The sequence below is a fragment of the Fundidesulfovibrio soli genome (genome assembly GCF_022808695.1).
Classification (GTDB): domain Bacteria; phylum Desulfobacterota; class Desulfovibrionia; order Desulfovibrionales; family Desulfovibrionaceae; genus Fundidesulfovibrio; species Fundidesulfovibrio soli.
Window position 1 is genome coordinate 1 of sequence record NZ_JAKZKW010000003.1, and the last position, 23,993, is coordinate 23,993.

Here is a 23,993-nt window from a genome sequence, read left to right on the forward strand (position 1 = left end):
GCTGATGTTCTTCAAATACAGCGGACAGTTCGGCCCCGGAGAGGCCTCGGCTGGACCTAGGACAAACCGGAGGCCTCCGGCGGCCAAAGGGAGTTCCTCCCTTTGGAATCCCGCTTCGCTTCGCGTTCACGGCGGGAGCATCGAGTTCATTCGATACGAAAACGCCGGGTGATCCTGACGGATCACCCGGCGTTTTTTTGGGGGGAAAAGGCAGGGATGCTAGGCGGGCAGGGCGTTGGCCCCGGAGCCGTTCTGCATGTCCTCGATGAGCTGCTTGAGCACCACGGCCTGGCGCGAGAGCTGCCCCACGGCCTCCGAGGCCTGGATCATGGCCTGCGAGGTCTCGCCCGAGATGGCGTTGACCTCCTCGATGGAGCGGTTGATCTGTTCGCTGGCCGCGGACTGCTCCTCCGAGGCCGCCGCGATGGAGCGCACCTGGTCGGCGGCGGCGTCCACCAGGGTGACGATCTCCAGCAGGGATTCGCCCGAGGTCTGGGCCATGCGGGTGGCGTCCTCGATGGCGCCCACGGCCTTCTCCACGGTGACGATGTTGGTGCGCGTGCCCTGCTGGATGCCGGAAATGGACTCCCCCACCTCCTTGGTGGCGGTCATGGTCTTCTCGGCCAGCTTGCGCACCTCGTCGGCGACAACCGCAAAGCCGCGGCCGGCCTCTCCGGCGCGGGCGGCCTCGATGGCCGCGTTGAGGGCCAGCAGGTTGGTCTGGTCCGCGATGTCGGAGATCACATCCATGATCTGGCCGATCCCCTCGGCCTGATGCCCCAGGGAGGACATGTCCGTCTTGAGATTCATGGCCTGGCGCTGCACCTCGCGGATGCTCTCCACCACCTTGGCCACCACGGCGGAGCCGCCCTCGGCCTTGTGCTTGGCGCCCTCGGCGGTCTGCGCCGCCTGGGAGGCGTTGCGGGCCACCTCCAGCACGGTGGCGTTCATCTGCTCCATGGCCGTGGCGGTCTCGGCCACGCGCTGGGCCTGGGTCTGCGCTCCGGCGCTGGAGTGGTCCACCTGGGCGGAGAGCTGGTCAGAGGCGGAGGCCAGAATTTCAGTCACGTGCTGCAGCTCCCCGGCCACGCGCAACATGCTGGAGAGCGTCTGGTCAGCCTGCACCCGGGCCGCGTCGGACTCGGCCCTGGCGGCCAGCGAGGCCTCGGCCTGCTCGGCTGCCAGGCGGGACTGCCTGTCGGCCTCCTCGATCTTCTCCTTGAGGCTGCCCACCATGGTGTTCAGGTTGGCGGCCAGCTCGCCTATCTCGTCCTTCTGGTCCAGCTCCAGGGTGCTGCCGTAGTCCCCGGCGGCCACCTTGCGGGCGAAGTCCACGCCCTTGCGCACCGGGCCGGTTATGGCCCGGGTGATGAACAGCGAGACGATGGCGCCCAGGCCCAGGGCCACGGCCAGTCCGATGGCCAGCTCCAGGCGGGCCATGCCCAGCTCCGCGCTGGCCTGCTCGGAAAGCTTGGTCAGCTGCTTGATGCCCGCCTCGGAGATGGAGGCCGTGCTGGCAAGAATGGCCTGGGCGGCCTTGGCCCCTGCCGCGTTCTGCTCGCGCACGTCGGCGGAGGCGGCGATCTGCTTGTCCAGCCTGTTGGAATAGACGGTGATGGTCTCCACCAGCGTGTTGAAGGTATTCTTCTGTTCTGCGTCGGTGGCGAAGGCCTTGAGCGTGGCGATGTTGCTGTGCACCTGCTGGAACAGGGCCTTGGCCTGCTTGTATTCGGCGGCATCGCCCGTGAGGTCGGCGCGCAGCACGTGGAACTGGATGGAGGAGGCCGCCTCCAGGATGCCGTTGGCGAGCTCAAGGTTCTGGAGGTCGTCCTCCAGCGTGTTCTTGCCCGCGTCCTTGGCGATGGATTTGTGCAGTATGCTCTCGTAGAGGCGGGCCACGTCCTGCGCGGCCTTGAAAAACCGTTCCGCCGCAGCCACGCGCTCGTCCCTGGCGGCGTTCAGGGCCTCCATGATGACCACGGTCTGGGAGGAGAGTTTTTCATAGTCGGCCAACTGGGTGGATACGGGGCCGATGGCCTCGCGCAGGGCCACGAGCTTGGGGTAGCGGTCGGCCAGAGCCTGGGCGTCCGCCAGGGCCTTCTTGGCCTCGGCCATCTGGGCGCGCATGGTCTCGAATTCGGCCTTGCTGCCCGTGTAGGCATAGCCGCGCATGGCGAACATGGCGCGCTGGGCGTGGTTTTGGATGTCGTTGGCCAACTCGACTTCCGGGACGTATTCGTCCTTGATCCGGGTGGAGGTCTCGCTCACGGAGGACATGCCCAAGAAAGCAACCGCACCGAGGACGACGACCAGCGCCAGGACCACGCCGAAACCGATCCCGATCTTGAGGGACAGCTTGAAATTCTTCATAACGACTCCCGATGCCGAAGAGGATATCCGTAAAAAGATGAGTGACGCGAACTGGTTGGGGTTCGCAAGTTCCATCGTATCTAGAGGGGCCATTCATTCACCGGGTTACCACATTTGTCAAATGTCTCTTTTCAGTCGGGATGAAGGCGGCCCTGGGGCGGAGGGAAATTCCACACCCTCTTCCGACCGCATCTGGCGGTCTTCCCTGAATGGGTCTATAGTGGGCACTTGCAAAAGAACCGCGCCTGGCGCGCAGAGAGGATACCCCATGAAAATAGCAGAGAGCATGGTGGAGCTGGTCGGCAAGACGCCCCTGGTCCGCCTGAACAGGATAGGCCAGGGTCTTGGCGTCACGCTGGTCGCCAAGCTGGAGTCCGCCAACCCGTGCTTTTCCGTGAAGGACCGCATCGGCCGCAACATGATCCTCGACGCCGAGAAACGCGGCGTCCTGGACAAGGACACGGTGATCGTGGAGCCCACCAGCGGCAACACCGGCATCGCCCTGGCCTTCATGTGCGCGGTGCGCGGCTATAAACTCATCCTGACCATGCCCGAATCCATGAGCCAGGAGCGCCGCACCCTGCTCAAGGGCTTCGGGGCGCAGCTGGTGCTCACCGAGGCGGCCAAGGGCATGCGCGGGGCCATCGAGAAGGCCCACGAACTCGTGGCCGAGCTGCCCAAGGCCTTCATGCCCATGCAGTTCGCCAACCCGGCCAACCCCGAGGCCCACGCCCTGACCACCGCCGAGGAGCTCTGGAGCGACACCGACGGCGCGCTGGACGCATTCGTGGCAGGCGTTGGCACGGGCGGCACCATCACCGGCGTGGGGCGCGTGCTCAAGCCGCGCAAGCCCGGCCTCCAGGTGGTGGCCGTGGAGCCTGACGCCTCCCCGGTGCTCTCCGGGGGGCAGCCCGGACCCCACGCCATCCAGGGCATCGGAGCGGGTTTCGTGCCTGACGTGCTGGACACCGCCCTGCTCGACGAGGTGGTCCGCGTCGCCAACGAGGACGCCCTGGCCATGGCCAGGCGCCTGATACGGGAGGAGGGCATCCTCTGCGGCATTTCCTCCGGGGCCAACTGCCACGCCGCGCTGGAGCTGGCCAAACGGCCGGAGAACAAGGGAAAGATGATCGTGTTCATCGTTTGCGACACGGGCGAGCGTTACCTGAGCACGGCCCTGTTCACGGCCATGGAGGGCGCGAAATGATGCGCGAGCACCACGTGCTGGTCAACATGACCCCCGACAAGTCCGTCATCGAGGACGTGGTGGGCCGGCTCACCGCGCCCAGCTCCTACCAGGCCTTCGCCAGCCGCAAGCTCACCGACGCGCCCATGCCCTCCATAGAGGTGCTGAGCGAGGTGATGAAACGCCTGAAGGCGGTGCTGTTCCCGGGATACTACGGCGACTCCGAGGTGACGCCCGACACCCTGGCCTATCACACCGGCGCGCACCTGGACATCGTGTTCCGCCGCCTGGCCGACCAGATCAAGCGCGGCTTCTGCTTCACCTGCATGGGCGAGAACAAGGCCTGCACCGGCTGCGAGGAGCAGGCCATGGAGAAGGCCACGGCATTCCTCCAGAGCCTGCCCGCCATACGGGACGCGCTCATCCTGGACGTGCAGGCCGCCTACGAGGGCGACCCCGCCGCCAAGAGCCCCGGCGAGACCATCTTCAGCTACCCCAGCGTGGCGGCGCTCATCCACCAGCGCGTGGCCCACAGCCTGCACGTGCTCGGGGTGGACATCATCCCCCGCATCATCACCGAGATGGCCCACGCCGTCACCGGCATCGACATCCACCCCGGGGCCACCATCGGCAAGGGCCTGTTCATCGACCACGGCACCGGCGTGGTCATCGGGGAGACCTCCATCATCGGCAACAACGTGCGCCTCTACCAGGGCGTGACGCTCGGGGCCAAGAGCTTCCCCAAGGACGAGCACGGCAACCCCGTGAAGGGCCTGCCCCGCCACCCCATCGTGGAGGACGACGTGGTCATCTATTCCGGGGCCACGGTGCTCGGGCGCATCACCGTGGGCAAGGGCGCGGTGATCGGCGCCAACGTGTGGGTCACTTCCGATGTGGAGCCGGGCGCCAAGGTCCTCCAGGCCAGAAACCCCAAGGAGTAGCGCATGTCCTCGGCCAAGCTGGTGATCGCCATGGTGGGGCTGCCCGCCTCGGGCAAGTCCACTGTGGCCTCCAAGATAGCGCAGTGCCTGGCGGCCGAAGGCGTGGCCGTCCGCGTGTTCAACAACGGCGACGTGCGCCGCGAGATGCTGGCGGGGCAGGACTCCGCCAGCCCGGAGTTCTATTCCCCGGCCAACCGCGAGGGCGCGGCCCTGCGGGAGAAGATCGCCCGCATCAACCTGGAGCGTGCGGCGGACTATCTGCGCGGCGGGGGCGAGGTGGCGGTGCTGGACGCCACCAACGTCTCGGCGCAGCGCCGCAGGGTCATCAAGCAGATGATGGCCGGGCACACCCAGTTCTTCATCGAGTGCGTCAACCCGGACCCGGAGCTCCTGGCGGCCAGCATCTCCCGCAAGGCCAAACTGCCCGAGTTCAGCCATCTGCCGCAGGAACAGGCCGAGCAGCACTTCCGGGAGCGCATCGGATACTACGAGACCATCTACACCCCCCTGGCCGACGAGGAGAACTTCGTGGTGCTCGACACCCTGGACAACCGCATCCTCCGCGAGCGTGTCCAGGCCGTTCTGCCCTACTACCGCATCCTGCGGGACTTGCTGGTCTCCGACTGGGTGCGAAGCCTCTACCTGGCCCGTCACGGCGAGACCGCCTACAACCTGGAGATGCGCATAGGCGGCGATTCCGACCTCACGGCCCGGGGCATGGTCCAGGCCCAGGCCCTGGCCTGGGCCTTCAAGGAGGTGCCCCTGCCCTACGTGTTCACCAGCACGCGCAAGCGCACCCGCCAGATGGCCATGGTGCTCTGCGACGGCCGGGAGGACTGCCGGACCATCGCCCTGCCCGAGTTCGACGAGATAGACGCGGGCGTGTGCGAATCCATGACCTACGACCAGATCGCCAGGGACATGCCCTCCGTGCACGAGGCCCGCACCCGGGACAAGTTCCATTACGTCTACCCCGGGGGCGAAGGCTACGTGACCCTGCAGGAGAGGGTGGAGCGGGGAGTGAAGAAGGCGCTCTATCTCTCCGGCAACGCGGAGAACATCCTGATCATCGGGCATCAGGCCGTGAACCGCATGATCCTCTCCCATTTCCTCTACCGGCGCACCGGGGACGTGCCCTACATACACATCCCGCAGGACCGCTATTTCCACATCGTGTCCACCCAGTCCCGCAAGCTTTTTGAACTGGTCAGATTCATGGGTTGATCTGCGTCCGGCAAAGTGCCATAGCTCAAGGGGGGGGTAACATCACACCCAGTGGGAGGATAGTATGCTCGGATTGGAAAAACGTGTCGACGCCATGAGGGACATGCAGGGCATTTCCAGCACGGAAGCGCAGAGCCCCGCCAAGAGCACCGCAACAACGGGCATCATGCTGGCCCTGGTGGCCATCGTCGTCGCGGTGGGCGTCTATTTCGCGGTGGACGGCAAATACGCCGGCAAACTGAGCGCCTCGGAAACCCGCCTGGCCGCCATGGAAGCCAAGGTGGCCGAAGCGGTGAACGCCCCCAAGGAGATGGCCCGCAAGGCGATCGCCGCCAACAACCTGGACGAGATGGCTCTGAAGGTCAACCAGCTCAAGGGCCAGCTCGAAGCGGCCCAGCAGGAGAAGCTGGCCAAGATCGAGGAGCTGGTGAAGGGCCTGCAGGCAGACATGGCCAAATAGGCTTCACCCGGAATCGGTATCGAAAATGGCCGCCGGAAGCATCGCTTCCGGCGGCCTTGTTTGTTTTCCAGGGGCACGTAGGCGGCAAGGAGCGGATTTCCAAAGGGTGTAGCCCTTTGGCTGCCGGGGCTTCCATCACAACCTGCGGGCCGAATCAGACACTAGGGACATTGCGAACCGGAAGACGCCTCCGGCGGGCAAAGGGAGTTCCTCCCTTTGCGATCCCTTCCCGCTTCGCGTCGTCCTTGTGAACGTTCAGGGCTTGGCGTTCTTCGGGGGCTTGCCGAACCCGATGGCGTCCACCGGGCAGCTGCCCAGGCAGTCGCCGCAGTTGGTGCAGCCGCGTTCGTCCGGACGCGCGCCCATCTCGCAGACCTTGCGGCACTTGTCGCAGCCGTTGCAGGCCTCGGTCTTGTAGAATCGCAGCAGGCTCAGGCGGTTCAGCAGCCCCAGCCCGGCCCCGGTGGGGCAGGCGAAGCGGCACCAGAAATTGGCCAGTATCAACCCGGCGGCCAGCAGCCCCAGCACCACGGCCGTGCGCACGAGCCAGAACGTGCCCGCGTGCTCGAAGGTCAGGGCCACGGAGCCGAAAAACTCGCCTGCGCGGATGGGCACGTTGCCGCGTGGCTGGCCCAGGGCGAACCACACCCATGCGCATAGCAGCAGCGCCGCTATCCCGCCGTAGGATGCGGCCGAGGTCCAACCGTTGCGAATCCTGGCCTTGAGGGGCGCCACAAGCCCGAGCAGTTGGTTGACCAGACCGCCTGGGCAGGCCCAGCCGCAGAAGGCGCGGCCCACGGCCAACGCCGAGAGCGGCAGCAGCAGCCAGAGGCCCCAGAACATGGTCAGGAGCCTGCCGTGGCAGGTGATGACCGGGCAGTTTTGGCAGCTGACGTATGGCACGATGAACGGGCAGCGGAAGATGCCGTAGAAGGACCATTGGCCCAAGAGGGCGAGCATTCCGAGCTGCACGGTCCTCCTGATCGCGCGCAGGCGGGTGGTGCGGGCCGGGTGCAGGGGGCTGGCGATGACCTCAGACATCCTTCACCCCCAGCTTCTCGGTGAGTTCGCGCCCCTTGTCCGACACGGCTGGGATGAAGCCCGCCCGCTCCAGGGTGGCCTGGGACTGGGAGGAGAGCATGTGCTCCACGTAGTCCTGGGCGCGGGAGCGATCCTTTGCGCTCTTCATCACGCCGATGGTGAAGGTCAGCGGCGGCGGCGGGAAGAACTTCGCGTCGATGGGCACCACGTCGAGCTTCCCGGCGAAGCCGGGCAGGCGGGTGACGCGCAGCTCCACGATGGAGACGTCGCCCTTGCCGGAGATGACGTCGTCCATGGTGCGCTGCACGCAACTGCCCAGGCTCACTGCGTTGGCCATGGCCTGGTCGTGGACGCCGGACTTCTTGAGGATGGCTATGGCCGCAGCTCCGCCCGGCGGAGATGCCTCGGGGGCAAGCACCACGCGCACGCCGGGGCGGGCCATGTCCTCGATGGAGGCGATTCTGGCCGGGTTGCCCTTGGGCGTCACCAGCACGTAGCTGGTGAAGCACAGCGGCGAGAATGAAACCATCTTGCCCGTCTGGCGCAGCTTCTTGGCCAGGTCGAGCACGCGCCCGGCGAAGACGTCCGTTTCGGCGCTTCCCAGCAGGGACTTGCCCAGCGCCGCTGCGAAGGCTCCGGTGTAGGCCACGCGGCACCCCGTGCGGGCCTCGTAGGCTTGGTTGGCTGGGATCATCGCCTCTGCCAGCCCCCCGCAGGACCAGACCTGCAACAGCCCGCCCGCGGCCGCGCGCGACGGCGCAACAGGCAGCACCGCGCCCGCGATGGCCGCCGCCGTGGAGGCCGCGGCCGATTTTAGAAAGTCCCTCCGCCCCCTCGATGTGTCCGAGGAATCCATGCGCCCCTCCCTGCTCCGGCCCTTCGCGGTGGAACCGCTCGTGTGGAATGGGCGCATCATACTGTGTAAATATCTATGAATAAAATAGATAATATCTATTCGAGGCGTGCTGCCGGGGAGCCTTGCGCAATAGGCGGCGTCCGAGGCGGCGGCTGAAGTGCAAGTCAGGCGGACGTACCGTAGGCCTGGCAACCGTTGGTTCCGGCAAACGGAGAACCGGCATTCAGGGGGCCGACAGGCTGTGGCCGGGCGACCGGAGTGCAGGCGGACAGCGGGGTAGGCGGGCGTGGTCGGGCGACAGGTGGGCAGCCAGGTGGGCAGGCAGGCCGTGGTTGAGCAATCGCTGGATCGTCAACCGGGGCCGGGCGAGCAACCGGCGGCGATGTTCAGGGCGACGCGCGCAAAAAAAACGGCCGGGACTTTCGTCCCGGCCGTATGGCGCATGTCCGGCGGAATCCTTTCTAGAACTTGTACTGCAGGCCGAAAGCGACCTTCCAGGCGTCGCCGCCCTTGGCTTCGTTCACGAGGCGACGGCCCCAAACGGAGCGCTGGAAGTCGCCGTGAGCCCAGCCGGCTTCAACGATGGCAGCCAGGTTCTGGTAGATGTTGTACTGGTTGTCGAAGTTGATGCCCATCACGTACTCGTTGACGGTCAGGTCACGACCCATCAGCACGTAGGCGCCCTGGCCCCAGAGGGCGTTGGCGTCACGCAGGGCACGGGCCTGGTTGGTGCCGCGAGCGTAGGTGAAGGTCAGGCGGTGCGTCAGATCCTGAATGAAGGAGATCTTGTTCAGGGAGAACGCGAAGCCCCAGGAGCCCTGGGCGTTCAGGCCCATGTGGCCCTGGTTGAAGGCCTGCGAGCAGTCGAACAGGAACGAGGTGGAGGGGCCCCAGGAGCCGACGACGGTGGGCATACGCTCGGAGCCGTCGCGCATGGAGCTGTTCTCACCAGTGGAGTACCAGAAGGTCAGCTGAGGAGTCAGGATGTCGAAGCCGGTGTACTCGGCGGCGACGTCGAAGAACAGGCCGTGACGCTGACGGCTGCCCTGACCACCGGCGCCCTCGCCGTAGATCACGTCGGCGTAGAACTTGAAGGGGTCAAGAGCGGTCACAGCGAAGGTGGAACCGATCCACCAGTACACGGTCTGGGCGTCCTTGAAGCCAGCGGGAGCCAGGGCGTAGCCGGCGGACACCAGGTTGGAGGCCAGGCCGCGGGTGGGGGACACGCCGACGCTGGTGCCAGCGTAGTTGGCGTTCTTGCCGGCAACCGCGATGGTGGCCCAGGGGGTGGCGGCGAAGCCGTCAACGGTGATGGGCAGAGCAAGGAAGTAACCATCGAACTCATCAGGCACCTGGGTGGTGGTGGGGTCGAAGTCCTTGTTGCTGTCCAGGAAACGGGTGAAACCGACGATGGCCTTGAACTGGTCGGTCACCGGGATGGACACGATGGCGGCCGCGGCGCGGGTGCCACCGAACACGGGGTTGGCGTTCAGCATGCCCTCGTTGGAGATGGGCAGACCGAAGTCCTGCATGCCGATGGTGAACTCAACGTTGGTGTTGGGCCACTTGAACTGCAGGAAAGCCTGGTACACGTCGATGGAGACGGTCGGGTTATCAACGGTGAAGGTGTCGTTACCCCAAGCCTTGTTGTTCACGCGGATGCCCAGGCGGAACTTCAGGCCCTCGTTGGCGATGAAGTCGGAGCGCAGGCGGAAGCGTTCCCAAATGGTGAAGGGGTCGCCGGTCTGGCGGCCGTTGTTGGTCCAGCCGGTGTAGTCGATCTTGGACCAGGCGTTCGCGTGGATGCGAGCGTCGCCAACCATCTTCACCTCGGTGGCGGCGGCGGCGATAGCCGCGAAGCCGAACACCATGGCGAAGAGCAGAGCGATGGATGCAAAGCGCTTCATTTTCTTCTCTCCTTTTGTCTTTCAGGATTGCCGGAACACTTCGCGGGAGGGGCGACTTACCAGGGACGACCCTTCCGCTATGCCATGAGCCCCTTCTATCCCCGTCAAGCGGGGGGTGCAAGACAAAAATGATGATTTTTTGACTTCCGTAAAATTTTTTTTACGGTCCAGTTTTTTGAATCGCCGGGGTCCCCCTGCCGTGGGCGGGCTCTGAAAGCGAGGGCAGCAAAGGCGTGAACGAAAACGGCCGGGACTTTCGTCCCGGCCGGCATGGGGCAGGTTCGGCGGATGCGCGTTAGAACTTGTACTGCAGGCCGAAGGCGACCTTCCAGGCGTCGCCGTCCTTGGACTGGTTCACCAGGCGCCGGCCCCAGACGGAGCTCTGGAAGTCGCCGTGGGCCCACCCGGCCTCCACGATGGCGGCCAGGTTCTCGTAGATGTTGTACTGGTTGTCGAAGTTGATGGCCATGACGTACTCGTTGACGGTCAGGTCGCGGCCCATCTGCACGTAGTTGCCGGTGCCCCAGAGGGCGTTGGCGTCACGCAGGGCGCGGGCCTGGTTGGTGCCGCGAGCGTAGGAGAAGGTCAGGCGGTGCGTCAGGTCCTGAATGAAGGAGATCTTGTTCAGGGAGAAGGCGATGCCCCAGGAGCCCATGGGGTTCAGGCCCATGTGCCCGCCGGCGAAGGCCTGGCTAGAGTCGAACAGGAACGAGGTCGAGGGGCCCCAGGAGCCGACGACCGTGGGCATACGCTCGGAGCCGTCGCGCATGGAGCCGTTCTCGCCGGTGGAGTACCAGAAGGTCAACTGCGGGGTCAGAAGGTCGAGGCCGGTGTATTCGGTGGCCACGTCGAAGAACATGCCCTTGCGCTGGCGGCTGCCCTGGTTGCCCGCGCCTTCGCCGTAGATCACGTCAGCGTAGAACTTGAAGGGGTCGAGGGCGGTCACGGCGAAGGAGGACCCCACCCACCAGAACACGGTCTGGGCCTGCTTGAAGCCGCTGGGGCTCAGCATGTAGGCGGCGGAGGCCAGGTTGGTGGCCAGGGACTGGTCGGTGTAGCGCGGCGAGGAGCCGACGGTGGTGGAGTACCCGGCGTCCCTTCCTGCCACGGCGACCATGCCCCAGGGGGTGGCGCTGAAGCCGTCCAGGGTGATGGGCAGCACCAGGAAGTAGCCGTCGAACTCGTCGGCCACCTGGCGGGTCGTGGTGTCGAAGTCCTTGTTGGTGTCCAGCAGGCGGGTGAAGCCGGCCACGGCCTTGAACTGGTCCGTCACGGGGATGGACACAACGGCCGCGGCGGCGCGGGTGCCGCCGAACACGGGGTTGGAGTTCAGCAGCGCGCTAGAGGAGATGGGCAGGTCGATGTCCTGCAGGCCCACGGTGAATTCGACGTTGGTGCCCGGCCACTTGAACTGCAGGAAGGCCTGGTACACGTCGATGGAGGTGGCCGGGTTGTCCACCGTGAAGGTGTCGTTACCCCAGGCCTTGTTGTTCACACGGATGCCCAGGCGGAACTTCAGGCCCTCGTTGGCGATGAAGTCCGAGCGCAGGCGGAAGCGCTCCCAGATGGTCAGCGGGTCGCCCGTGTTGGTGCCTTTGGCGTTCCAGCCGGTGTAGTTGATGTCGCTCCAGAAGTTGGCGTGGATGCGTGCGTCGCCAGTCATCCTGACTTCGGTGGCGGCCGCGGCGAGCGCCGCGAAACCGAACACCATGGCGAAGAGCATCGCGATGGATGCAAAGCGCTTCATTCTATCTCTCCTTTTGTGTTGCGATACTTCCGAACCCAATGGTGGAGAGGGTGACTTACCAGGCACACCCGATCCACACTGCCATGCAGACGGTATGTGCGCTGTTATCCGGTCTTGGTTACATGAAATTGTGCTTGTAAAATAGAAATGGTTTGCTGGTGCGAGAAAATGCTGGTGTGGTGCGGCTTTCGTGCCGCATTGCAAAATTGAAAGTGCTTCGTGCACTGAATAAAAAAGGGGCGCAGGGCGCCCCTTTCGTTCCAGTACGGTAATATTATGCTATGAAATAGTGATGCCTGTGCATTATATGCGTCCCTTTTAGTAAGGGGTGCTGCGCATCTGCGGCTATTTCGGGCCTCCGGTGAGGGCCAGCAGCTCCTGCTGCTTGGGGTGCTCGCCCAGCCAGTTCACCTTGCCGGAATCCACGTCATAGATGGCGCCCACGACCTTGACCTTACCGGCCTTGACCATGTCGCGCATGATGGGGCTCTGCTTGAACAGATCCTCGATGGACTGCCAGGTGTTGGCCTCGATGGCCTTGTTGGTCAGCTCGGCGGTGGCCATGCCGGGGTTCTCGGACTTGACCTTCTCCACGGGCGGAACGATGTTGGCCACCATCGCCGGGATGTTGCCCTCCACGTGGTCGCCCTTGACCACGGCGGTCACCGCGCCGCAGCGGGTGTGCCCGAGCACCACCAGCAGGTTCGCGCCCAGGTGCTCGGCGCCGTACTCGATGGTTCCGGCCTGGTCGAAGTAGGTGACGTTGCCCGCCACGCGCACCACGAAGAGATCGCCAATGCCCGTGTCGAAGACCACTTCCAGGGGCACCCGGCTGTCGGCGCAGCCCAGGATGGTGGCGAAAGGCTTCTGGCCTTCCTTGGCGGTGGTGGTCCGGCGGAACGCGTCCTGGTTGGGATGGATCATCTTGCCAGAGACGAAACGTTCGTTGCCGCGCTGGAGGCGCTCCAGGGCCAGATCCGGGGTGAGCAGGGATGCGGGCGCGGAGGCCAGCGCCGCGGCGGCGCACAGGGCCAGCAAGGAAAGGGACAGGACCAGAAGGCGTTTCATTGTCGATCTCCTTATGTGGTTGGTGTCCAACGGTAGGATGTCTTAGGGGAAGACACCGGAAGAAGTCAAACTTTCAGCCCGGCCCGTGCGGCCGGCGGATGCGGGGCGCGGAGCATGGTCTGGTCGATCCGTTCGTTGGTGGGGAGCCTGCTGGGGCAGGGCGGGAGCGAACCCGCCCCGATGTCCGCCGAGGTGGCGCTGGACACCTTCGCCCTGGAGTGCGTGGACCCGCGCCTGGCCCGCAAGCTGTTCCAGGGACAGGAGCTGGAGCTGGCCGCCGGGGAGGGCGGCCGCCTGGAGGCGCGCGCCGCCGGGAGGAAAGGCGCGCTCACGGCCGGAACTGTCCCGCCGGAGCGGGCCGGCCGCCTGGCGGAGCTGCTGGAGCGGGGCGCGCGCCTGGGCTGCCGGGTGGTCCTGGCGGAGGCGGACCGGCAGGACGCCCCGCTGGTGCGCGTGAGGGTCTCCGTGCTGATGTAGGCGGCTGTTCGGGCCTCGGCCTTAGTGCCCCGGGGGGAGTTCCTTGGCCTCGGCCTCGGGAGCGGGTTCATGCTCCTGCTCCTCGGGGGGATAGAAGCGCTCGATGATCCCCTGGACCACCACGTAGAACACCGGCACCACCATCACCGCCAGCAGCGTGGAGGCCAGCATGCCGCCGAACACCGCCGTGCCCACGGCGCGCTGGCTGGCCCCGCCCGCGCCCGAGGCCGAGAGCAGGGGCACCACGCCCAGGATGAAGGCGAAGGACGTCATGAGGATGGGCCGGAAGCGCAGCCTGGCCGAGTGCACGGCGGCCTCCTGGATGGACATGCCCTTTTCCCGCAGTTCGCGGGCGAACTCCACGATCAGGATGGCGTTTTTCGAGGCCAGCGCGATGAGCAGCACCACGCCCACCTGGGTGTAGACGTTATTATCCATGTTGCGCACGTACACGGCGATGGCCGTGCCCAAAAGGGCCAGGGGCACCACCATGATCACCGACGTGGGCAAAAACCAGCTCTCGTACTGGGCGGCCAGCACCAGGTAGACCAGCAGCACGGCCAGGGCGAAGATGAAGTAGGCCTCGTTGCCGACCTTCTTCTCCTGGTAGGCCATGTTGGTCCAGGAGATGCCCATGGAGGCGGGCAGCTTGTCGCGGGAGAGCTGCTCCATCAGGGTCAGGGCCTCGCCGGAGCTGAACCCGGGGGCCGCCGCGCCGAACACCGAGGCTCCGGTGTAGAGGTTGTAGCGCGTCAGGATGCTCGGCCCCACGATGTCCCGCACGGAGATCACCGCGCCAAGCGGCACCATGTTGCCCTGGTTGTTGCGCACCTGCAGGTTCATGATGTCGCGGGTCTGCTGGCGGTAGTTGGTGTCGGCCTGGGCGCGCACCTGGTAGGTGCGGCCGAAGAGGTTGAAGTCGTTGACGTAGGTGGAGCCCAGGTAGGTTTGCAGGGTGGAGAAAAGGTCCTGGATGGCCACGCCGTAGGTCATGGCCTGGGTGCGGTTGATGTCCGCCCATATCTGCGGGGTGCTGGCCGAGAAGGTGGTGTTGAGCCCCGCCAGCCCGCTCTGGGTGTGCCCGGCGATGATGAGCTCGCGCAGGGCGTTCTCCAGGGCCGACGGCCCGAGGTTGCCCATGTCCTGCACGACCATCTCGAAGCCGCCCGCCTGCCCGAGGCCCTGGATGGCGGGGGGGATGAAGGCGAAGGCCGCGGCGTCCTGAATCTGAGCCAGGCCGCGGCGGATGTTCATCAGGATGGCGTCCTGGGTTTCGTCCTTGCCGCGCGCGCTCCAGTCCTTGTAGATGACGAAATACGTCAGCATGTTGGACTGGTTGGCGTTGTCCAGGATGGACATGCCGCCGAAGGTGATCCAGTTGGCCACTCCGGGCACCTTGGGCAGCATGGCGTTGATCTGCGAGGCCACCTCCCGGGTGCGTTCCTGCGAGGCGGCCGCTGGCAGTTGCACGCTCATGATGCAGTAGCCCTGGTCCTCGTCGGGGAGGAAGCCGGTGGGCAGGCTCGAGAAGAAGAACAGCGTGGCGCCGATGAGCCCCGCGTAGATGAGCATCGCCAGCTTGCTGTGGCCCACCATGAAGGTCACGCCGCGGGTGTAGACGTTTTCGAAGCGCTGGTAGACCGCGTTGAAGCCCCGGAAGAAGGCGCCCGGCTCCGTGGTGCGGGGCTTGAGCCACAGCGCGCACTGCGTGGGCTTGAGCGTGGCCGCGTTGATGGCCGAGATGAGCGCGGTGGAGGCGATGACCAGCGCGAACTGCCGGTATATCTGCCCGGTGATGCCCGGCAGGAAGGCCACGGGCAGGAACACCGCCGAGAGCACCAGCGTGATGCCGATGATGGGGCCGAACAGCTCGGACATGGCCGTGATGGCCGCCTGCTTGGGTTTCTGGCCCTGCTCCATGTGGTGCATGGCCCCTTCCACCACGATGATGGCGTCGTCCACCACGATGCCGATGGCCAGGATGATGCCGAAGAGCGTGATGAGGTTCACCGAGAACCCCAGGGCGGACATGGCCACGAACGCGCCCAATATGGTCACCGGCACCGTGGTTGCCGGCACCAGCATGGCCCGCCAGTTCTGCAGGAAGACCATGATGACCACCAGCACCAGCACGGCCGCCTCGATGAGGGTCTTGTAGACGTCGTCGATGGCGCGGCTGACGAAGAGGGTGGTGTCGAAGGGGATGGCGTATTGCAGGCCCGGCGGGAAATCCTTTGAGAGCCGCGCTATCTCGGTGCGGACCTTCTGGGCCACGTTGAGGGCGTTGGCCCCGGGCAGCAGATAGATGGGTATGCAGGCCGCGGGCTGCCCGTTCTGCTGGCCGAAGAGGGTGTAGGTCTTGGCGCCCAGCTCCACCCGGGCCACGTCGCGCACGCGCACCACCTTGCCGGTCTGGTTGAAGGAGCTTTTGACGATGATGTCGCCGAACTGCTCGGTGGTCACCAGGCGGCCCTGGGTCTGGATGGTGAGCTGGAACTGCTGGTCCTTGGGGGTGGGGGGCTGGCCCAGCATGCCCGAGGCCACCTGCACGTTCTGCTGCGACAGGGCGTTGACCACGTCCTGGGCCGACAGGTTCAGGGACTTGAGCTTGTCCGGGTCCAGCCAGACGCGCATGCCGTAGTCGTCCGCGCCCACGATGGAGAGGTCGCCCACGCCGTCCAGGCGGGCGAGCTCGTCCTTGATGCGCAGGGTGGCGTAGTTGGAGAGGAAGAGGTCGTCGTAGGTGCCGTCGGGCGAGATGAGGTCGATGACCAGCAGGATGGCCGTGGACTTCTTCTTGACGTTGATGCCCTGGCGCTGGACCTCCTGCGGCAGGCTGGAGAGCGCGGTGTTCACCCGGTTCTGGACCAGCATGGTGGCGGTATCCAGGTTGGTGCCCACCTCGAAGGTGATGGTCAGCGTGTAGGAGCCGTCAGAGGCCGATTTGGAGGACATGTAGAGCATGCGCTCCACGCCGTTGACCTGCTGCTCGATGGGCGCGGCCACGGTCTCGATGATGACCTCGGGGCTGGCTCCGGGGTAGGCCGTGGAGACCTGCACCGTGGGTGGCGTGATCTCCGGGTACTGGGCCACGGGCAGCTCCAGCAGGGCCACGCCGCCCAGCAGCATCATGACGATGGCCAGCACGTTGGCCAGTACCGGGCGCTCGATGAAGAACTTTGAGAACATGGGCCCGCCTACTGTTTGGCTTCTTCAGGGGCCACGGGTGCGCCTGGCCTGGCCCGCTGCATCCCGTTGACGATCACGCGCTCGGTGCCGTCGAGCCCCTTGTCGATCACGCGCAGGCCGTTGACCGCCTGTGCCGTGGTGACGGGCCGCTGCTGGACCACGTTCTTGTCGTCCACCACCAGCACGTAGCTGCCCACCTGGTCCACGCCCACGCAGGACTCGGGCACCGTCAGGGCGTCGCGGCTCTCCAGGGCGGCGCGCAGCCTGACGAACAGGCCGGCCACGATGTCGCCCTTGGGGTTGGGGAACACGCCGCGCAGCAGTATGGTGCCGGTCTGGGGGTCCACGCCGATGTCGTAGTAGTCGAACTCGCCCTTGAGCGGGTAGCCGCTCTGGTCGGAGAGGCCCATCTCCACCGTGACGCGCTTGGGCGCGGACTGCCGTTGCTTGGCCTGGTTGACGCGCTCCACGCGCAGCATGTCGCGCTCGTTGAGGGTGAAGTAGGCGTAGATGGGGTCGTCCTTGACGATGGTGGCCAGCTGGGTGGCCTGGCCCCCGCTGCCCACCAGGTTGCCCGGGTCCACCTGGCGGCGGCTGACGCGGCCGTCGAAGGGCGCCGTGACGCTGGTGTAGCCCAGGTTGATCTCCGCGATCTGGAGGTTGGCCTTGGCGGCCTCCACGTTGGCCAGGGCGGTGTCGCGCTCGCGCTGCCAGCGCACCACCTCGGTGTCGGGGCCGGCGCGCTCGGCGAAGAGCTTCTTGGAGCGGGTCAGTTCGGTTTCGGCCTGCACCAGCTGGGCCTTCTGGGAGTCGAGGTCCGCCTTGGCGCGGTCCACCTTGGCCTTGTAGGGTGCGGGCTCGATCAGGAAGAGCTTCTGGCCCTGCTTCACGCGGGCGCCGTCCTCATAAAAGACGCCTTGGAGGAACCCCTCCACGCGCGCGTTGAGGTTCACGGTTTGCACCGCCTGGGTGTTGCCCGTGAACTCAAGGTAGTCCACCACGGTCTGGCGCACGGGCTTGGCCACCGTGACCTTGGGCGGCGGCGGGGGCACGTAGGCGTTGCGTTTGTCGCAGGCCGCCATGGCGGCCAGGAGGATCAATGCGGCCGCCAGGCCCGTCAGGCGGAGGGGAAGGCGCGTGGCTGATGCGTGCATGCGGTGCGTCCTCGTCTGGGGTTCGGTGTCAGAAGCCGGGGGCCAGGCGGCCTGCGGGGGCCTTGGCCGGGTCTTCGTATTTCTCGGGAGCGGTATTGAGCATGGAGCCCCAGTAGGTGCGGGCCTTCATCTCCCCGGCGACATCCGCCGGGACGGGCTCGGGCCGCTCTTCCCAGCCGCCGCCCAGGCCCCGGTACAGGCCCACCATGCCCAGCACGATGTTGCCCTGGGCGCTGGCCAGGGCGTCCTGCTGGGTGAGCTGGTTCTGCTGGGCCACGATGACGGTGGTGTAGTCGGTCTTGCCTTCCTTGTACTGGATGAAGGCCAGGTCAGCCCCGCGCGTGGCGGCATCGGCCGCGCGGGCCAGGTCCGCGGTCTGAGCGCGGGTGAACTGGTAGTCCGCAAGGGAGTCCTCCACCTGCTTGAGGGCCGTGAGCACGGTGTTGCGGTAATTGAGCAGCGCCGCCTCGAACCTGGCGTCCTGCACGCGCACGTTGTTTACGATGCGCCCGTAGTTGAACAGGTTCCAGGTGACCGAGGGGCCGAACCCGGCCGTGAGGCTGCGGGCGGAGAAGATGTCCGCCAGGTTGAAGGCCCCCATGTTGGAGGAGAGCCACCCGATGTTGCCCGTGAGCGAGAAGGAGGGGAACAGGTCCGCCTTGGCCACGCCGATGTTGGCGCACTGGGCGGCGGCCAGGTACTCGGCCTGGCGCACGTCCGGGCGTCGGCGCAGCAGGTCCGCCGGGATGCCCACCCCGATCTGCTCCGGGCACTCGGGGATGCGCGAGGGGCCTTCCAGCAGGGGGGCGATCTCCTTCGGGGTCATGCCCAGGAGCAGGGCCAGGGCGTGGCGGGCCTTGTGAACCGAGGAAGTCAGCACCGGGATGGTAGCCTCGGTGGAGGAGAGCAGGGTCAGGGCCTGCATCACGTCGCGCTCGGAGGTGGCGCCCAGGCGGAAGCGGATATCCGCGATGTTCCAGCCTTCCTTCTGCAGGACCACGTTGTTCTTGGCTATGCGCAGGCGCTCCTCGCTGACGCGCAGCAGCACGTAAGTGCTGGCAACGTCGGAGCCGAGGCTGACCAGGACGTTGTCGTAGTCGGCCACGGAGGCGGCCAGGCTGGCGTCGGCGGATTCGATGGCCCGGCGGAACTTGCCCCAGAAGTCTAGCTCCCAGGCGGCCTGGAACCCGGCCGAATCCTGCCAGTAGCTGAACTGGCCCTTGCCGTCGTTGGGGGGCTGGGCGGAGCCGGGGGCGCGGCGGCTGGGCTGGTTGTAGGTGAGGGCTCCCACGCCCTGCTGGGTCTGCGGGTAGATGTTGCCCACCGCGATGCCCAGCTGGGCCCTGGCCTCCAGGATGCGCACGCCCGCGATGTGCAGGGTCAGGTTCTGCTTGCGGGCGGTGGCCACCAGGTTGTCCAGCACGGGGTCGTTCAGGCTCTTCCACCAGTCCTCGGCGGGGGGGATGTCGGGCCGTGTCTTGGCGTAGTCCGACTCCATCCAGGACTTGGGCGAGGCTGTCTCAGGCTTCTTGAAGTCCGGCCCCACCTTCATGCATCCCGCCGTCGACAGCGCAAGGATGCAGAGCAGCAGGCAAAGTCGCGGCCAGGATATGCGTCCAGGGAGGCTCGTCGGCATTGAAAACCCCGTGACTGATTGGAAACGTTGTGCATTTAGACAATAGAAACCTACGGATTGGCAATAGGAAATAAATACCGCCCGGCAAGGTTCCTGTTCCTGGCATCCCTGTTGCGGGCTTTACAAGCGCGGGGCCCGGCATTAACCGGGGGGCAACTGGAGCGCATGATGACCATCCGAGCCCTGATAGTGGACGACGAGGCCCCGGCCCGCGACGAACTGGCCTACCTGCTGGAGGCGCACCCCGACGTGGCCGCCCTCCAGGCCGCCTCCGCCGAGGAGGCCCTCTCCGTCATCGCGCGGGGGCTGGCGGACGTCGTCTTCCAGGACATCCACATGCCCGGGCAGGACGGCTTCCACGTGCTCTCCCACTCCAAGGAGTTCGACTCCCCGCCGCTGTTCGTTTTCGTCACCGCCTACGACCAGCACGCCATCCGGGCCTTCGAGGAGAACGCCACCGACTACCTGCTCAAGCCCGTCTCGCCCGACAGGCTGGCCAAAAGCCTGGACCGGGTGCGAGCCGCCCTGGCCGCCAGGGAGGCCCAGCCCCTGCACCAGGCCGTCGAGCGCCTGCTCTCCTGCGTGGGGCCGGGCAAGCCGCTGCCCAAGCTGGCCGTGGAGCAGGGCGGGCGCATCAGGCTCATCGCGCTCGCGCAGGTGGCCTTCATCGAGGCGGAGGAGAAGCGCCTGGTGGCCGCCACGGCCCTCGGCAAGCTGGCCTGCCACGGCATGTCCACCCTGGCCAAGGCCTGCGAGCGCCTGGCGGGCCTGAGCTTCTTCCAGGCCAACCGCGCCCAGCTCATCAACCTGGAGCATGTGGCCGAGTTCTCCCCCTGGTTCGGGGGCAAGTACCATGTGGTCATGGCCGACAGCGAACGCACGGAGATCGTGGTCAGCCGCAACAGGGTCCGCGAATTCAAGACGAGGCTCGGGATATGACCGATCTGCTCAACCCACAGGTGCCCGAACTTTTTTTGAACCTCTCCCAGCGCTTCGGACTGCTGCTGGCGGGCGGGTTCGCCATCATGACCGTCACCTCCCTGGACAAGCTCGGCCCCCGGCGCGACAGGCCCCTGTGGGCCACCGTGCTCCTGGTGGTGCTCTTCGGCCTGTTCGGGGTGCTGGGCACCTATACGGGCAACGCGGTGTTCAAGTCCTTCGCGAACCTGCGGGCCATGGTGGTGGTCACGGCCGGGCTCTTCGGCGGGCCGGGCGTGGGCATCGGCGTGGGCTTCATCGCCGGGGCGCACCGCTACCTCATCGATATCGGCGGCTTCTCCGCGCTGCCCTGCGGCCTGGCCACCCTGCTGGAGGGCACCGCGGCCGGGTTCATCGCCCGGCGCAACCCCGGCAACAGCCTGGACTGGCAGATGGCCATGGGCATCTGCCTGGCGGGCGAGACCCTGCACATGGGCCTGGTGCTGCTCTTTTCGCAGCCCTTCGTGGAGGCCGTGGCCCTGGTGCAGGTGATCGCCCTGCCCATGATCGTGTTCAACTCCCTGGGCGCGGCCCTGTTCGTCAAGGCGCTGGACCTGCAGATGCGCTTCAAGCAGGCCCGCGACCGCGACCTGGCCCGCCAGATCCTCTCCATCGCCAACCAGACCGTGGGCCACCTGCGGGGCGGCTTGAACCCGGCTTCGGCCCAGGCCACGGCGGCCATCATCATGAACGAGGCCCAGGTGGCGGCGGTGGCCCTGACCTCCAACAACACCATCCTGGCCCACGTGGGCGAGGCGGAGGACCACCACGTCAGCGGCGGGCAGGTGCTCACCCAGGCCACCCAGCGCGTGGTGGACACGGGCGAGCCCCTCTTCGTGCACGACCGCCAGAGCATCGCCTGCTCAAGCGAAGGCTGCCCGCTCACCGAGGCCATCATCGTGCCCCTGCGCAAGGGCAGCCGGATCATGGGCTGCCTCAAGCTCTACGGCACGCGCCGCTCCCCCCTGGACGAGACCCTCTTCGAGCTGGCCAAGGGGCTGGCGGACCTGTTCTCCACCCAGCTGGAGCTGGAGGACATCGGCATCAAGAACCAGCTGCTGGCCCACGCCGAAATCAGGCGGCTCCAGGCCCAGATCAACCCGCACTTCCTGTTCAACTCGCTCAACACCATCGCCAGCTTCTGCCGCACCGCGCCCGCGCAGGCCCGCGAGCTGCTGCTGGACCTCTCCCGCTACATGCGCCGCAACCTGGACTCCAGCCGGGGCCTGATCCCCCTCTCGGAGGAGATCGAGCAGACCAGGGCCTACCTGGCCATCGAGCAGGCCCGCTTCGGGACCCGCGTGAAGACCGAGATCGACCTCGGGCCGGGCGCCGCCGAGTGCCTGGTGCCCCCGCTGCTCATCCAGCCCCTGGTGGAGAACGCCGTGCGCCACGGCATCCTGGCCAAGCCCGAGGGCGGGCTGGTGCGCCTGACCGCCTGGCGCGAGGACGGGCACCTTCTGGTGGAGGTGCACGACGACGGCGCGGGCATGGACGGCGTGGCCGTGCAGGCCATCGTGCGCAGCGCCTCCTCCGAGTCGCTCACCGACGGCATCGGGGCGCGCAACTCCAACCAGCGCCTCATGCAGCTCTACGGGCCGGACTACGGCCTGCTCGTGGACAGCGCCCCGGACAGGGGCACCTCCATCTCGCTTCGCATCCCGCAGCAGTAGCCTTTCGGGGCCTTTCCGGGCCACCCGGGGAGGCCCCTTTCAGACCCTCCTTCCTCCGCTTCAGCCCCCAAAACGTGCCTTTCGCGCCAGGTGCGTTGCAATCTTTCATGGAGGGGGCGTAGGCCGGGCTCAACATCTCGGAGGAGGAAAGTAATGAACGCGTTGACTCTGGTATTCGCGGCTTTGTGCGTGTTCGCCATCGCCTACCGTTTTTACGGTTTGTTCATCGCCAGGAAGGTGCTGGGCGTGAACGAGGCGCGGCTGACGCCCGCGATCAAGATGGCCGACGGCGTGGACTACGTTGAAACCAACAAATACATCCTGTTCGGGCACCATTTCGCGGCAATCGCCGCGGCCGGGCCGCTGCTCGGGCCCGTGCTCGCCGCCCAGTTCGGCTACGCGCCGGGCGCGCTCTGGATCCTCATCGGCTGCGTGCTGGCCGGCGCCGTGCACGACCTGGTGGTGCTGTTCGCCTCGGTGCGCCACAAGGGCCAGAGCCTGGCCTACATCGCCACCCAGGAAGTGGACAAGTTCACCGGCGGCGTGGCCTCCTTCGCGGTGCTCTTCATCCTGATCCTGACCCTGGCCGGCCTGTCCATCGCCTGCGTCAACGCGATGTTCCACAGCCCCTGGGCCACCTTCACCGTGTTCGCCACCATCCCCATCGCCATCCTCATGGGCCTGTACCTGCAGTTCTGGCGTCCCGGCGACGTCACCGGCGCGTCAGTGATGGGCGTGGCCATGCTGGTGGCGGCGGTCATCGGCGGGCACTGGATCGCCGAGCACGAGACCCTGAAGCACGTGTTCAACCTGTCCAAGCCCGCGCTGTCCCTGGCCGTGCCCATCTACGGCATCGCGGCCTCCATCCTGCCGGTGTGGCTGCTGCTGTGCCCGCGCGACTACCTCTCCACCTATCTGAAGATCGGCACCATCGCCATGCTGGCCATCGGCATCTTCTGGGTCATGCCCGACCTCAAGATGCCCGCCATGACCCAGTTCATGGGCGGCGGCGGCCCCATCATCCCCGGCGCGGCGTTCCCGTTCCTGTTCATCACCATCGCCTGCGGCGCCATCTCCGGCTTCCACGCCATCATCGCCACCGGCACCACGCCCAAGATGCTCGACTCCGAGCGCAACCTGCTCTTCGTGGGCTACGGCGCCATGCTGACCGAGGGCTTCGTGGCCATGATGGCCCTGGTGGCCGCCTGCGTCATGTTCCCGGCCGACTACTTCGCCATCAACTCCGCCCCGGCGGCCTTCGCCAAGCTGAACATGCAGGTGGTTGACCTGCCCTTCCTGTCCCAGGCCGTGAGCGAAGAGCTGGTGGGCCGCACCGGCGGCGCGGTCTCCCTGGCGGTGGGCATGGCCGAGATCTTCCGCCGCATCCCCTTCATGGATACCATGATGGGCTACTGGTACCACTTCGCCATCATGTTCGAGGCCGTGTTCATCCTGACCGCCATCGACGCCGGCACCCGCGTGGGCCGTTTCTTCCTGCAGGAAATGATCGGCAACTTCGTGCCCAGGTTCAACGACAAGCGCTGGTGGCCGGGCGTGTGCATCACCTCCGTGCTGTTCACCAGCACCTGGGGCTACCTGCTGTACACCGGCGACATCGCCACCATCTGGCCGCTGTTCGGCATGTCCAACCAGTTGCTGGCGGCCGTGGGCCTGATCATCGGCACCACCATGATCATCCGCATGAACAAGGGCAAGCTGGCCCTGATCACCGCCGTGCCCGGCCTGTCCCTGGTGGGCGTGACGGTCTGGGCGGGCTACCTGCAGATCGTGAACACCTACCTGCCCAAGGGACTCTACCTGCTGGCCACGCTGGCCGTGACCGTCCTCGTGATGATGACCGTGGTCATCATCGGCGCGGTGAGGCGCTGGATCGCACTGAACAAGATCAACAAGACGGTCAACGACCCCTACGGCGAACCCGTGCTGGAAGTCGTGCCCGAGTAGCCGAAGCTCCATCGCTCCCCGCCGTGCGGGGAGCTCCTCCTCGAACGAAGGCCGCCGGACCGCCCCGGCGGCCTTCCTGTTTTTCAGAGCCGGCCGCCGGTGAAAGGTGTTGTGTTCTTCC

17 protein-coding genes are annotated in these 23,993 nt (G+C 66.3%); 8 read left to right on the forward strand and 9 right to left on the reverse strand.

What is annotated here, in order from left to right:
- Positions 1–219 precede the first annotated feature (219 nt).
- Entirely contained in the window at positions 220–2,370 is a 2,151-nt protein-coding gene (locus MLE18_RS05345) for a methyl-accepting chemotaxis protein (protein WP_243368019.1), read from the reverse strand.
- 268 nt (positions 2,371–2,638) lie between these two features.
- Between MLE18_RS05345 and cysK the strand changes: the two genes are divergently transcribed.
- From cysK to MLE18_RS05365, 4 genes are all read left to right on the forward strand, one after another.
- Positions 2,639–3,577, forward strand: a complete 939-nt coding sequence (cysK, locus tag MLE18_RS05350) for a cysteine synthase A (RefSeq protein ID WP_243368021.1) — start codon at positions 2,639–2,641, stop codon at positions 3,575–3,577.
- Positions 3,574–4,497 carry a serine O-acetyltransferase EpsC gene (gene epsC / locus MLE18_RS05355; protein WP_419714886.1) on the forward strand — a complete coding sequence of 308 codons (924 nt, stop codon included), beginning with the start codon at positions 3,574–3,576 and terminating at the stop codon, positions 4,495–4,497. Before cysK ends, epsC begins: the two co-directional genes overlap by 4 nt.
- Positions 4,498–4,500: 3 nt before the next feature.
- Positions 4,501–5,721, forward strand: coding sequence for a bifunctional nucleoside/nucleotide kinase/histidine phosphatase family protein (locus tag MLE18_RS05360; protein WP_243368023.1), 1,221 nt, complete (start codon positions 4,501–4,503; stop codon positions 5,719–5,721).
- 64 nt (positions 5,722–5,785) lie between these two features.
- Positions 5,786–6,181 carry a hypothetical protein gene (locus MLE18_RS05365; protein ID WP_243368025.1) on the forward strand — a complete coding sequence of 132 codons (396 nt, stop codon included), beginning with the start codon at positions 5,786–5,788 and terminating at the stop codon, positions 6,179–6,181.
- 255 nt (positions 6,182–6,436) lie between these two features.
- On the opposite strand, the gene MLE18_RS05370 is transcribed toward MLE18_RS05365, so the two are convergent.
- From MLE18_RS05370 to MLE18_RS05390, 5 genes are all read right to left on the reverse strand, one after another.
- Positions 6,437–7,222, reverse strand: a complete 786-nt coding sequence (locus tag MLE18_RS05370; RefSeq protein WP_243368027.1) for a 4Fe-4S binding protein — start codon at positions 7,220–7,222, stop codon at positions 6,437–6,439.
- Entirely contained in the window at positions 7,215–8,078 is an 864-nt protein-coding gene (locus tag MLE18_RS05375) for a substrate-binding domain-containing protein (protein WP_243368029.1), read from the reverse strand. Before MLE18_RS05375 ends, MLE18_RS05370 begins: the two co-directional genes overlap by 8 nt.
- A 461-nt stretch (positions 8,079–8,539) precedes the next feature.
- Positions 8,540–9,985 carry an outer membrane homotrimeric porin gene (locus MLE18_RS05380; RefSeq protein WP_243368031.1) on the reverse strand — a complete coding sequence of 482 codons (1,446 nt, stop codon included), beginning with the start codon at positions 9,983–9,985 and terminating at the stop codon, positions 8,540–8,542.
- 295 nt (positions 9,986–10,280) lie between these two features.
- The gene (locus MLE18_RS05385) at positions 10,281–11,732 is read right to left on the reverse strand and encodes an outer membrane homotrimeric porin (protein ID WP_243368033.1); all 1,452 of its coding nucleotides are present in this window, start codon (positions 11,730–11,732) and stop codon (positions 10,281–10,283) included.
- Between the two features lie 345 nt (positions 11,733–12,077).
- Positions 12,078–12,800: a carbonic anhydrase gene (locus MLE18_RS05390; protein ID WP_243368035.1), complete on the reverse strand. Its 723-nt coding sequence runs from the start codon at positions 12,798–12,800 to the stop codon at positions 12,078–12,080.
- A gap of 114 nt (positions 12,801–12,914) precedes the next feature.
- Between MLE18_RS05390 and MLE18_RS05395 the strand changes: the two genes are divergently transcribed.
- The gene (locus MLE18_RS05395; RefSeq protein WP_243368037.1) at positions 12,915–13,277 is read left to right on the forward strand and encodes a hypothetical protein; all 363 of its coding nucleotides are present in this window, start codon (positions 12,915–12,917) and stop codon (positions 13,275–13,277) included.
- A gap of 21 nt (positions 13,278–13,298) precedes the next feature.
- On the opposite strand, the gene MLE18_RS05400 is transcribed toward MLE18_RS05395, so the two are convergent.
- The 3 genes from MLE18_RS05400 to MLE18_RS05410 are packed head-to-tail and all read right to left on the reverse strand — an operon-like array spanning position 13,299 to position 19,256.
- The gene (locus MLE18_RS05400) at positions 13,299–16,466 is read right to left on the reverse strand and encodes an efflux RND transporter permease subunit (protein WP_243368039.1); all 3,168 of its coding nucleotides are present in this window, start codon (positions 16,464–16,466) and stop codon (positions 13,299–13,301) included.
- A gap of 8 nt (positions 16,467–16,474) precedes the next feature.
- On the reverse strand, positions 16,475–17,620 hold the full coding sequence (locus MLE18_RS05405) for an efflux RND transporter periplasmic adaptor subunit (protein ID WP_243368041.1): 1,146 nt from the start codon (positions 17,618–17,620) through the stop codon (positions 16,475–16,477).
- 28 nt (positions 17,621–17,648) lie between these two features.
- Positions 17,649–19,256: an efflux transporter outer membrane subunit gene (locus MLE18_RS05410; RefSeq protein WP_272881500.1), complete on the reverse strand. Its 1,608-nt coding sequence runs from the start codon at positions 19,254–19,256 to the stop codon at positions 17,649–17,651.
- Positions 19,257–19,424: 168 nt separating this feature from the next.
- On the opposite strand from MLE18_RS05410, the gene MLE18_RS05415 reads away from it, so the two are divergent.
- From MLE18_RS05415 to MLE18_RS05425, 3 genes are all read left to right on the forward strand, one after another.
- Complete coding sequence (locus MLE18_RS05415; RefSeq protein WP_243368045.1) at positions 19,425–20,195, forward strand: LytR/AlgR family response regulator transcription factor; 771 nt, start codon at positions 19,425–19,427, stop codon at positions 20,193–20,195.
- Positions 20,192–21,907, forward strand: a complete 1,716-nt coding sequence (locus MLE18_RS05420) for a LytS/YhcK type 5TM receptor domain-containing protein (RefSeq protein WP_243368047.1) — start codon at positions 20,192–20,194, stop codon at positions 21,905–21,907. Before MLE18_RS05415 ends, MLE18_RS05420 begins: the two co-directional genes overlap by 4 nt.
- A gap of 153 nt (positions 21,908–22,060) precedes the next feature.
- Positions 22,061–23,872 carry a carbon starvation CstA family protein gene (locus tag MLE18_RS05425; protein ID WP_243368049.1) on the forward strand — a complete coding sequence of 604 codons (1,812 nt, stop codon included), beginning with the start codon at positions 22,061–22,063 and terminating at the stop codon, positions 23,870–23,872.
- Positions 23,873–23,993 lie beyond the last annotated feature (121 nt).